Consider the following 10912-nt stretch of genomic DNA (forward strand, 5'->3'; position numbering starts at 1 on the left):
GTGTCCACGATTTGCGGGCAACCCCAGAGACAGACCGCATGACCGGCGTCGACGATGACGAGGACGAGTTCTTCCCCTTCATTGACACCATTGACCTTGCCAAGCAAATACTCGACCGTGGCCCCTACAACCTACCGGCACTCCTTAACCGCCTAGGGCTAGACAACCCCGACGCGCACGCAGCAGTAGCCGATGCGACCGCCACAGTAAACATGCTCCACGCCCTCTTCGGGTTCAAACGCGGCGAAATTGGCCGCAAGATTCTGCGCCAAGGCGAAGCATTCCACGCCACCAACACCTGGCAGAAAAGCCACGCCACACCACTACTCCCCCGCAATATATAGGCCTACTACCAGCACCACCGCTGACATAGCCGAGACGAGCACGTGGCCATATGCTTTAGCATATGGCGGAACATACGCTACAACATATGGCTAAACATATGTCCTGCCATATAGCAGGACATACTAGGTGTTTTACGGCTGCTGCGTGGTGAGCTTTTCGTAGTTGGCGAACAATAGCTCCTGGCGCTGCCGAACAGTTGTCAGCTTTCGGGGCGCGCCAAACGCCTTATCCACCTCACGGTCGAGCACGTCGTGGGCTTTCACGAGTGCAGGATCCATGGCCAGCGGGTTGTAGTGCTCCGCGAGCGAGCGCTCTGGGTGTAGCGCGCGGGCATTGAGCACCTTTCTGCCTGCCTTAATAATGTGCTGCCGCGCCTTCTCTCCCGTTACTGATGCGGAGAAATATTTTGATCAAGGTATTAGTGAAACAGAGTCCCAGTTTAATTCTTCCCCCGCTGCTTGTTGACAGATGAAGAATGCAGGTAATGACGGCACCAAGATCGTTCATAAATACCCTAATTATGGGGCAAAAGAAATAATTGGTAACCGGATTTTATAGCCTAAGGGGTGAGGCTTGTTCACTTGATAAACAGGCTTAGTGGATGGGTCGGTCATGTGAGTTTTGTTTTCACCCTGAGGGAATGGAGAGCATGAGAAATAAGGTCAAACGGCTTACGCTGTCGGTAGCAGTCGCTGTTTCGGCAGCGTGTGTCCCTGTCGCTGTAGCCCAAGCAGATACGAAGGCTGATCTCAACATTGATCGTGTTATTAGTGTTGAGAAAGAACGACAAACCTCAACGCGAAGTGCTTTTACGGAGCAAGCAAGTGATGCGGACAAGGAGAGTGCGCGGGTTTCTGAAGAGGGGATCGCCTTTTCTCTCGGGGAAAATCAGGGGGAAGCTCAACTATCGGCGGGAGGTGCTCTTACTGACGCTGTCCAATCAAACAAGAATGGGGATAACTGGGTTGCCGACTCCAGCACCGTCTATCGCGATACAGATGATGGAGCTGCTGCATACGCTCTTATTCCCAAAGGAGAGTCCTCAACGGAGTGGGAATTGCAGCTTCCCGAAGGGGTAGACGCGAAGGTAAATCCCTCTGGAGAAGTAGAGTTCCAAAAAGCCCTCCAAGAGGGAGGAAATATTACGTATGATGCTTACTTAGAAAAGCCGTGGGCTGTAGATCGTAAGGGGGAAGAAGTTCCGACCTGGTACGAAATCGAAAACGGCAAGATTGTACAAAAAATCGAACGCTCTGACCCTAACGAAGAGGTCCTCGCCGATCCGCGAATTTCTTATGGGAGAGGTGTGTACCTAAATGCTTGGGGACACGAATTTAGGACGCTCCACAGTATGACTACTGTGGGAGTTACTGGTTCCTTCCTTGTTGCCTGTAATGTCTCGAAGCTCCCCACTCCTGCCAAACTGGTTTTGGGCCCCGTTTGTTTGATTGGTGGGGTAAACGCACTTGATCTTGTTAACGTAGTAAAGGCAGTCCCTGAATACGAGCCTAGCACCTGCTATCAGATTAGGATTGCACCTAACATGGGAGATCGTCCGAATCCAGTTGGGGCGCATGAATGCAAAAGATAAAACCTAAGAAATATCACCCAAGACTTACCTGGATCATATTTCTTGTATTAGCGATACTTTTGGGACTATTTTTCGGGTTGGTCCTAGATTTAGGCACCGGTCCTAGGACAGTGGTAGCCCTAATCTTGTTCTGTATTTGGTTCTGGGTAGATTGGACTATGAGAAAGAAGTATCCAGTTGATGAGGACTAATCCTCTCTCTAAAGCCGATATGGGGCATTCCGCTTTAGCGGAAGTTTCCCCATATTGCGTTGCTTTATCCCTTGCTTTCAGCTGGTTTAGGTTGAAAACCGGCAGGTGAAACTACATGTCGGCGAACATGTATTTAAACATATGGCAAGGCATACGGCAGGCCTGACACCTACACATAACTCGACACGCGACGACACAACTTCCTGCCCATAACGGGCAAGAGAAGATGGGCACCCCAGTGCGGGAGTATTGCGAAACCTCCGCGCGCGCATTAGCCTAAAACATGACAGCACAGTTCATCCCTGAATTGCCGCTGCACAATAAAAGGGCCCCAACGAGTGCCAGCTCGTTGAGACCCTCGGGCCTAAAGACCCACGTGAAGCGTCACTGCAATGAGCTTCACGGTTACGGTCGCAAGTGTTATGACCTTGATTGCCACATCGAGCCAGCTAAGCTTCGTGGCGTCAAGGTCTTTTCTTTTTGCGACCGGGTGTATCCAATGAGTGCTTACCCATTGTCTACCTCCCCTTGCGTCGTAGGGTTGTCCGCTCGCCTGAAAAAAGGGCGCGCGGGACAGCCCACGTCACGCGCGGGCCAACCGCGCACCGACGAGGAAGTCACGCCCACGCCCCACTACAAGTAGTGGGGTGTGATTGTGAACCGAAAATAACGTTAGCAGCCGCACCTGACGAGACCTAGAAGCGTGATTCCGCTCCTGCCTTTATAAAGTCGCCCACGAGGGAAAACGCGCACAGAGCTACCCGTAACCATGCTTAAATTCGTCAATTTCTGCGCCTATATCGTGGAGATAAGTACGCGACCGTGCAGGTGTCACTACATAAATGAGGACATATGTTATAGTGTATGCCTTGCCATATGCTTAGGCATATGTCCTGCCATACGGCAGGCACCGTGGGTGCGCAGATTTACCCTCACGCCGCCGACGCTTAGACGTTCTTCAATGCCCGATACACCGTAGGCCGGGTGACCCCGAATTCTCGCGCCAAGGCTGCTTTCGACTCCCCCGCCAGCACGCGCCGCTTAATCTCCGCCACTTGCTGCGGGCTAAGAGCAGGCTTGCGGCCTTTGTACTTGCCAGCCTTTTTCGCCAACGCAATCCCCTCCGCCTGCCGCTCCCGGATAATGGCCCGCTCAAACTCCGCAAAAGAACCCAAAATGCCAAGCATTAAATCCGCACGTGGATCTGTGGTGTCTTTCGCAAAGACAAGATTCTCATGCAGAAAAGTAACAGTCACACCCTTGCCGGTAAGCTCATCAACAATACCGCGCAAATCCGCTAGCGAACGGGCTAAGCGGTCAATCGACGACACGACAAGCTCGTCACCGTCGCGCACATACGCCATACACTCGACAAGCCCAGGGCGCGCAGCCTTGGTGCGGCCGGAAATCTTATCTTCAAAGAACCGGTCAATCCTGCCGGAAGCATTGAGCAGTTCTTTCTGACGCTGATTATTCTGCTCCACCGACGAGACACGGATATAGCCCACCCGCTGCCCACGCGAACCAGAGTCATTGTCCATCAGTCTTCTCCCTGCGGGGGTTTAAAGGCAGCATTCTCCTGGGCAATGACCGCATCACGATACGACTCAACCACCCGCGCCAAGTCAGACAACTGTGCCCCGTCGAGACCATCAGCGTCATGGAAACCGTCAGACGACAACACCACACTCACCACATTCTGTAAGCCTAGGGCTTAGACCCCACTAGACACGTGTAAAACAATGCTAGGAACGACCCTATTTTACAGCAAACATTCTGCCGCAGGCACGTGTAACAATAGGGTGTACCGTTTTAGCCATAGTGAAGACTCATGCAATTTAACCAAAGTTATGCAGCCTAGTGAAATACGGAGTGTGAATTATGACGGAAACGTGGAGTTCAGAAATTTTTTACCAGGAGATACGCCATTTACTAAAGAGGTATTTTCCCTCAGAAAATTGTGTGTCTCCCGATGATGTCGAAGTACGAGCTACCTGGAAAACGTCCAAGTACGCATATTGCGTATTTTCAGTTAAATCCGCGCAAGGACTTGCATATGTTGGCATGGAATTTGCGCTGATTCCACGACACACTCTTGAATCGGGTGAAAGCTACTCATCAGAGGGGAGAACCGCTGTTACGGGGTGGGGAGATCAGTTGGCAGGAAATGCTGTTGCCCCGTATTTAGATTACGGTTCCGACGATAAGATTGAATGGATTGGTGGCGAGAGAGACTACGATCCGAAGCATTTTACGGAACTAAAAAAAATGAAAAGCGAAGGGGCAGATATTTATCTACCCCTAGCCACTCACAACTAGTCAGACAGACTAGCCCCTTCGTCTTTTAGTCGATATTGTGTTCCAAGTTAAACCACCGAGGAGCTACGTCACTACCACCATTGGAACCACGCAGCGGGAAAAGTGTCTTCAACCCACGGGTCTCTTGCGCACCTTCAATGTGAATAGTAGTTTCTACTATTCCCCGAAGTTCAAATGATCTTCCAGATCCAACCTTTAACTGTTCGCTTAGAGTGTAGCTTATAATTCTTCCCAGCCTGACTGGGCTGGATGTTAGATATCCAGCAAACAAGGGTCAGGCCCGTTTTCCGTCAATCAGACCATTAAGTCGACGGTTCTGGCCGTGTCGGGTAGCAGCTATTTACGATGACCTGATGGCGGATACGAGTCATCTCGTATTAAGTGGTCAAGTTCCTTCATGACAATAGTCAAAAGGAAAATCCTTTAATCCTGCATCCATATTTGATTCGAAGCATCATTAAAATCGAGCAAGTCGTTCCATGTAGAAGGAACGAAACTTTTCCTATCTGTTTTCAACCAAGTGATACGGTTTGGATCCTCAAAATCGAGTTCTTTAAGAAATGGTTCACCAGCAATTTCGTATGCCCATAAGTCGTGGACATTTTCATACTCAACCGAGTATTCTCGAAAAGTTCCCTCAGGGTGGAAGATGGCTTCAAACCCCACAAAGGCTGTACCGTTAGGTGTTTCTACTTTCAAAATAATGTATAAGAAGGTATTAATCCAAGCAGCGGCGCCATGGAACCTTGGCAATGATGTGGCGGCTTCACCCCTAAACTTATTTTCACTCAAAGCATCCTTATTAAGGATTTCCGCCAAACAAAATGCAGCAGTCTTTAAATCAAAATGACGCTCTGGGGTTACTGCCATTTCCATAAATCCAAAGTGGGAATATCTGTACTAAACCAGCTGGGGGCCTTGTCGCTCATTCCGTGAGTACCAGTATTGTGAACGGGATACATAGTAGTAATTCCGCGTGGCTCTGAAGCGTTTCCACGAGGTTTCGGCTCAACAATCGCACGGTATGTAAAAGATTCACCAGTGAGCCGGCAAACTGCTCCTACCGGATCAGAGCATTTGACTTGATAAACATCTTCTTCATATTTCATAGAAGGGCCCTGAACCTCTCGTACACAAGAGTTATTAAGCACGGTTTTTATAGACCACAAACTCCAAATGTTGTGTTTATGAACAATTTTGTCGTATCCCCATGGATATTTGTCCGTCGTGTTAAACCATCCACGTCGCAGGAGTATGGGCTCACCACACATATCCCTAGTCTCCAGAAGAAGTTCATCGGTGTAGTCATTGCCTCCAGCAGGTCCGCTGCCCTGTAGGGTAGGTGTATCTTGCTCGAGCCCTGCCCCAGGGAGGTACTCTGGGAAAAACTTTTCTAGCTGGAAACCATAAATTTTTCCTTTTTCAAAGGACTGCTGCTTCCACCCCTCTTGAAAATCTTGTGGATCTCCGGTGGGATACCCCTGATCTTCTCCGATTGCTTCTGCATACACCCACTGCAGTAGTACATCGCCTGTTATAGCGTGAGCGCCGAATTTGGGGTGCCAAACCATAATTCCTTTTTGGAAAAGGTTGTATCGCCCAATCCCGTCAGGTGTTTTTTCTTCGCTGCTGATAGGGAAACCTAAGGTACTCTTTTGGGCTCCCATGTCCTGCCATTTGTCATAGATTCGCCCCTGAATTCCTGCTTGTACTGCAGGAATGGAGTTTCGTGTGTAGATGTAGCCACCTTGGTATTTCTGCTTATACCAGCTATCTCCGAGAGCGATATCATTAGTCATTGGGTACCCGAAGTGCCCGCGTTCCCAACCATGCTTTGCCCACACGACGGTTGCAGGAATGCTAACAGTATGAGCACCTGTCTTTGGATGCCAATAGATAAACCCGTTGACGAATTCGGACCTTTTACCAATACCGTCAGGATTCGTTAGCTCGTTGCTTTTAGGAAACGTTAGAAAGCTTTTCGGTCCGCCAACGGAATCATAAAGTTCCCGGATTGCACCGCATACTTCAAAAGGAGAAGGCCAGTAAACTTTGCAGCCTGGGGCAGAATTTAGGGTCGGATTGTCTTCTTCTTGCAGCTGTGCTTCTTTTGTTTCTGCAAGATCCGCCTCTTCTTTGGTGAAATCACCCGGTATTTCTTCCCTATCGCTACGCATTTCGCCAGGGCGTACAGTAGATTTAGGAGATTTCGTCGGAGTCCACTCGGAGACCTCTTCCGGTGAAAGTTCAGTCTCTACAGTTTCAGACGAAGCCCCCTTAGCCCACTCTGGCAGTACTGGAGTGGGGTATTCATCTGACGTTTCTTTACTGTCGATTTCCTCTACGGAATTTTCACTAGAATCAGCAGGAAAAGTATCCTGTGACGCTGATGACGATAATGAATCAGAAAAAGATGATTGTGCGACTGCAGTGCCGGGGGTGGTACTGATTAATAAGCTTGCTGAGACGAAAGCAAGGAGTTTGCGTGAGAGAGCTTTCATTGGTGGTCCTTAGATGAGAGTGAAACAAGGAGTTGTTCTACTAGGTCAGCTTATAGCTTGGTGGCAGGCTACGCTGGTTAAGTGAAAAAGTTCTCCTTTCTAATCTCGTGGGGTAACCATGAAAATAGTTAAACTCGGTCTTTCTTCTCTAGCCTGCGTATTTACTGCGCTAGGGGCTTGCTCTTCGGTGGCTGTTGCTGCAGATAATGACTTCGCTTCATTGCAGGCAAGCAGTACTGTGCCGGTGAATGATAATCGTATTGCGGCTTTATGGTCGGTAACTCCGAGCTTGGATGACTCACAGCAACAACGTGTTCGGCGTGATTGCACGGCCAGCTATGTAGGGGACAATTTCTGGTTGACCGCGCATCACTGTGTGTCTAATTCACCTTTTATGGATGGTTTTCTCCGCCAATCAGATGGTGAAGTAGCAGGTATCGCTGCCATTTATACCAAGTCTTCTACTGAAGATGTTGCGCTTATTAAAGTCGGTGACGGAATCAATGCCGATTCATTTACCGTGGCCACAGAGCCGTTGAAGATCGGGGATCAAGCCGTACTTACTGGTTATGGTCAACCCCATGACTATGCTTCTTCGGCGGAAACAGTCATTTCCGAAAAAGTAGACTCCTTAAACTTTGGAAACGTTACGTATACCGATCTGCTCAAAGGGAAATCGTCAACGGACTCACGCTCCTGCGGCGGAGATTCAGGAGCACCTATCTACAAAAACAACACTCTCTACGCAGTACACACTGCCGGCGGATTTAACCCAGAATGCATCGATGGGAAAGATAGGCCCATGTGGCATACAAACCTTCCTCCGAGGGCTGACTGGGTACATGAAACCATCCACTCTAACGTGGGACTTTCCCCTCAAGAAAAAGTTAAAGCAGAAAACGGCCTTAAGTATGCTCCCCCTGTAGCTCATCCGCCCGTTGAGCCCCATGTCCCAGATACTCATAAAGAAACACGAAAGAGCTCTTCTGCAATGTCCTCGCTATCAAGCTCAAGCCATTTTTAAAACATCAATACCCCGAGTAAAAGAAGTATGCTCTATATAGTTCCTGGAATACTAGTTGGAATAATTTTTTATCTTATTCTTACAGTAGTGAGCTGGCTCCTTGGGAGTGTATGGCCAAAGAATCAACGACTACATGCACATAGTCGTCTTGCTATCCATTGTCTAGCCGCTATAACGTTTACTATTTTCCTTGTTGTTTCCGGTGGCGGCGGGAATTGGGCTACTCACTTGCAGATTAGCGGTTTCCTATTTGCTGGATGTATGTTGAGCTTCATAACATCAATCCGAGACAACCCTCGTCCTCAGCAAAAAGAAACAGGCAAGTACCTGACGAAAAGTGGAGACAAAAACTCTATTTCTCAGCTATAAGTAACAATGCCAACACCAGTCCTGGGCGATTCTCTGAACTGCTCTCGCTCGCTCTAGGCGCTGCCATCGGCGTACTGCTTGCCGACACCATGACCGCCATACACAGCTGGACGGAGCTGCTCGATCTGCTCGTCTTCTGGCGCTAGCGGCAACACACTATTGGCACTCTTAGTGACACCGGAGCATAATTCATCCAACCTAATCTTGTTAAGAGAGGTTTTACTTAACTGCCTAACGGCAGGGGAACCGTATATTGCTTATGGTGTGACCCCCCTACTCCGGGATTGCCCCTTCAGATCGGAGCGTTCTCAGATGCCGTTTCACGGTTGCCTCTGACAATCCCGTTTCAGTCATAATCTCTCGTCGTGTAGGGAGGCGGTCCATTTCAACCCAAAAAGCCGTCACGAACTGGCCAACAGATTGCTTATTACTAAGCCCTTGTACTTTCTTGCGCTTGTGTGTCTTTTTCATAACGCTTAAGCGGCCTTGTGCGTAATCACCGTCAGGGGCTGTTTTCCAGCGCTCTGCGGCTTTCTTACCGCCTCTGCGGCCCATGGTGGCTAGTGCTTTGCGTTCGCTGCTGGTAGCTTTACCTGGCGCACTAGAGCCGCTGTAGGCCTCGCTCTTGGACTGAGTGACGTAGCCTCGCACTCGCCTTGCCATGGTCTGGCGGTCACGCATCGGTGGCATCTCGCTGCTACGTCCTGCTCCGCCGTGGGCTTGTGCGACGTTGTAGGCATGCTCGTATGCGTCGATAATCGCCGAATCAGTCAGGCGCTGCCTTTGCTGGCGCAAGCGGTGGCCGGTCTTGAGCGCATGGCGGAAAGCGGTTTCGTCGCGAGCTGCGGTGCCTGGGGTAATCCACAGCACGCGCACCCCGTCAATAAGCTCCGGATCGTACTGGTCGAGTCCTCCAGCGATTTCAGCGTCCACGTCTTGGGCCAGGGCTTTGAATGCTTGGGCTTCCTAACGCCGGGCCTTGACCGCGTTGATAAACTCACGGCCAGTGGAAAACTGCTGGTGTGGGGCAGCTTCGAACTGGTCGTGTCCTGCCAAGTCCCTCACCTTTTTACCAAGTCTCCAAGACGCATCACCCTATTGTGCTGCCTGTACCAACGATAAGCGGTCGGAGCTTTGCCCGTGTAAAAAGGGTTTCGGCTAAACCGGTGGGAAAAGTGCGGGTCATGGTCTAAAAGCTCCCCCAGTACGCGCGTAGTTGCTGCCAGTAGCTTCATCTGCGCTGATTTACCATCACGGTAGGCGTAGACGGGGTCGATAAGCCAGATGAACTGGGCTTTCCCGTTCGTGGGGTTGATTCCACCCCAGGCCGGCCCGATGTTGTTCGAGATAAGTGAGCGCACCACGCTACGTACAAAGGGTTTGAGCCAAACCGCCTTAGTAGGACTTCGGCGGGACCGAGCGCTGTTCTTCACCGACGTAGGCAGACAGCGGACGGATGAGCGAGTTGTTCTCGTTTTGCTCCACGATGTGGGCGGTCCAGCCGGTGATGCGGGACATCACGAAGATGGGCGTGAAGAACTCAATGTCGAAGCCCAGGATGTGGTAGGCCGGGCCGGCCGGGAAGTCCAGGTTCGGGCGGATCTTGATGGAGGTGTTTTCGTACATGGTCTTCGCCATGATGTCGTACATCTCGACCCACTGTTCCTGGCCGTGCTCCTTGGCCAGCTCCTTGAAGGCGGCCTCCATGGTGGGCACGCGGGAGTCGCCGTTCTTGTAGACGCGGTGGCCAAAGCCCATGACCAGTTCCTTGTTGGCCAGCTTGTTCTTGGTCCACTCCTCCGCCTTGGCCGGGTCGCCGACCTCCAGGAAGTTCTTCATCACGGCCTCGTTGGCGCCGCCGTGCAGCGGGCCCTTGAGGGCGCCGATGGCGGCCACGATGGCGGAGTAGGTATCCGACATGGTGGAGGTGACTACGCGGGCGGAGAAGGTGGAGGCGTTGAAGGAGTGCTCCGCGTAGAGGATGAGCGACTTGTCGAAGGCCTCGATATCAGCGCGGTTGTTGGCCGGGGAGCCTTCCTCCTCGCCGAAGACCATCCACAGGAAGTTCTCGGCGAAGCCCTTCTTGCGGGACGGCTGGATGTAGTCCTCGCCGCGGCGGCGGCGGATGTCCAGGGCGATGATCGTCGGGATCTTGGCCATCAGCTCTAAGGCGGTGCGGCGGATGTGCTCGGAGTCGCGGGTGTAGGCCTCCGGGTCCTGGGCGCCAATATAGGAGATGGCGGTGCGCAGGACGTCCATCGGGTGGCAGGACAGCGGCATCGACTTGATCAGGTCGATGAGGTGGCGGTCCAGGTGGCGCAGGGCCTTTTCCCGGGCGGAGAAGCGGATGAGGGATTCCTGGCCGGGCAGCTTGCCGTTCCACAGCAGGTAGGCGACCTCCTCGAAGCAGCAGTAGCGGGCCAGTTCCTGGACCGGGTAGCCGCGGTAGGTCAGGGAGTTGGTCTCCGGGACGACCTTGGAGATGGCGGTCTCGTCGACGACGACGCCGTAGAGGCCCTTGCGGATCTCCGGTTCCTGGTTCTTGGTATCAGCTGCGGTATCAGACATGGTG

The 10912-nt window shown here is 51.5% G+C and carries 12 protein-coding genes; 5 read left to right on the plus strand and 7 right to left on the minus strand.

Features of this window, described 5'->3' with window-relative positions; all coding sequences use genetic code 11:
* Positions 1-344 (plus strand): exonuclease domain-containing protein (locus VVS03_RS07530; RefSeq protein WP_368534646.1); only part of this gene is annotated, 344 nt, incomplete at its 5' end.
* 132 nt (positions 345-476) lie between these two features.
* Here VVS03_RS07530 and VVS03_RS07535 read toward each other — a convergent pair.
* On the minus strand, positions 477-686 hold the full coding sequence (locus VVS03_RS07535) for a type IIL restriction-modification enzyme MmeI (RefSeq protein ID WP_368534647.1): 210 nt from the start codon (positions 684-686) through the stop codon (positions 477-479).
* 308 nt (positions 687-994) lie between these two features.
* Between VVS03_RS07535 and VVS03_RS07540 the strand changes: the two genes are divergently transcribed.
* Positions 995-1936, plus strand: coding sequence for a hypothetical protein (locus VVS03_RS07540; protein WP_368534648.1), 942 nt, complete (start codon positions 995-997; stop codon positions 1934-1936).
* A gap of 1138 nt (positions 1937-3074) precedes the next feature.
* On the opposite strand, the gene VVS03_RS07545 is transcribed toward VVS03_RS07540, so the two are convergent.
* Complete coding sequence (locus tag VVS03_RS07545; RefSeq protein ID WP_368534649.1) at positions 3075-3668, minus strand: recombinase family protein; 594 nt, start codon at positions 3666-3668, stop codon at positions 3075-3077.
* A gap of 340 nt (positions 3669-4008) precedes the next feature.
* On the opposite strand from VVS03_RS07545, the gene VVS03_RS07550 reads away from it, so the two are divergent.
* On the plus strand, positions 4009-4446 hold the full coding sequence (locus VVS03_RS07550; RefSeq protein WP_368534324.1) for a hypothetical protein: 438 nt from the start codon (positions 4009-4011) through the stop codon (positions 4444-4446).
* A gap of 423 nt (positions 4447-4869) precedes the next feature.
* On the opposite strand, the gene VVS03_RS07555 is transcribed toward VVS03_RS07550, so the two are convergent.
* Both VVS03_RS07555 and VVS03_RS07560 read right to left on the minus strand, forming a co-directional pair.
* Positions 4870-5322 (minus strand): hypothetical protein, encoded by a 453-nt coding sequence (locus VVS03_RS07555; protein ID WP_035104384.1) that lies wholly within the window; start codon positions 5320-5322, stop codon positions 4870-4872.
* Complete coding sequence (locus tag VVS03_RS07560; RefSeq protein ID WP_368534323.1) at positions 5307-6947, minus strand: LGFP repeat-containing protein; 1641 nt, start codon at positions 6945-6947, stop codon at positions 5307-5309. Before VVS03_RS07560 ends, VVS03_RS07555 begins: the two co-directional genes overlap by 16 nt.
* 187 nt (positions 6948-7134) lie before the next feature.
* On the opposite strand from VVS03_RS07560, the gene VVS03_RS07565 reads away from it, so the two are divergent.
* Together VVS03_RS07565 and VVS03_RS07570 are read left to right on the plus strand one after the other, a co-directional pair.
* Positions 7135-7971 (plus strand): trypsin-like serine protease, encoded by an 837-nt coding sequence (locus tag VVS03_RS07565; protein WP_368534322.1) that lies wholly within the window; start codon positions 7135-7137, stop codon positions 7969-7971.
* A 257-nt stretch (positions 7972-8228) separates the two neighbouring features.
* Positions 8229-8486: a hypothetical protein gene (locus VVS03_RS07570; protein WP_368534321.1), complete on the plus strand. Its 258-nt coding sequence runs from the start codon at positions 8229-8231 to the stop codon at positions 8484-8486.
* 127 nt (positions 8487-8613) lie between these two features.
* Here the strand turns inward: VVS03_RS07570 and VVS03_RS07575 are convergent, their stop codons facing one another.
* From VVS03_RS07575 to VVS03_RS07585, 3 genes are all read right to left on the minus strand, one after another.
* Entirely contained in the window at positions 8614-9273 is a 660-nt protein-coding gene (locus VVS03_RS07575) for an ArsR family transcriptional regulator (RefSeq protein ID WP_368534320.1), read from the minus strand.
* Between the two features lie 128 nt (positions 9274-9401).
* Positions 9402-9773, minus strand: coding sequence for a replication initiation protein (locus VVS03_RS07580; protein WP_368534650.1), 372 nt, complete (start codon positions 9771-9773; stop codon positions 9402-9404).
* The gene (locus VVS03_RS07585) at positions 9736-10908 is read right to left on the minus strand and encodes a bifunctional 2-methylcitrate synthase/citrate synthase (RefSeq protein ID WP_368520091.1); all 1173 of its coding nucleotides are present in this window, start codon (positions 10906-10908) and stop codon (positions 9736-9738) included. The genes VVS03_RS07580 and VVS03_RS07585 overlap by 38 nt, the downstream gene beginning before the upstream one ends.
* Between the last annotated feature and the right edge of the window lie 4 nt (positions 10909-10912).

This window comes from Corynebacterium sp. LK2537, from assembly GCF_040946485.1.
In the GTDB taxonomy this organism is placed as follows: domain Bacteria; phylum Actinomycetota; class Actinomycetes; order Mycobacteriales; family Mycobacteriaceae; genus Corynebacterium.

What these genes read in the sequence shown, in the direction of transcription:
- VVS03_RS07540 (WP_368534648.1), top strand. Translation starts at nt 995, where the DNA reads ATGAGAAATAAGGTCAAACGGCTTACGCTGTCGGTAGCAGTCGCTGTT.
- VVS03_RS07550 (WP_368534324.1), top strand. Translation starts at nt 4,009, where the DNA reads ATGACGGAAACGTGGAGTTCAGAAATTTTTTACCAGGAGATACGCCAT.
- VVS03_RS07585 (WP_368520091.1), bottom strand. Translation starts at nt 10,908, where the DNA reads ATGTCTGATACCGCAGCTGATACCAAGAACCAGGAACCGGAGATCCGC.
- VVS03_RS07545 (WP_368534649.1), bottom strand. Translation starts at nt 3,668, where the DNA reads ATGGACAATGACTCTGGTTCGCGTGGGCAGCGGGTGGGCTATATCCGT.
- VVS03_RS07570 (WP_368534321.1), top strand. Translation starts at nt 8,229, where the DNA reads ATGTATGTTGAGCTTCATAACATCAATCCGAGACAACCCTCGTCCTCA.
- VVS03_RS07555 (WP_035104384.1), bottom strand. Translation starts at nt 5,322, where the DNA reads ATGGAAATGGCAGTAACCCCAGAGCGTCATTTTGATTTAAAGACTGCT.
- VVS03_RS07560 (WP_368534323.1), bottom strand. Translation starts at nt 6,947, where the DNA reads ATGAAAGCTCTCTCACGCAAACTCCTTGCTTTCGTCTCAGCAAGCTTA.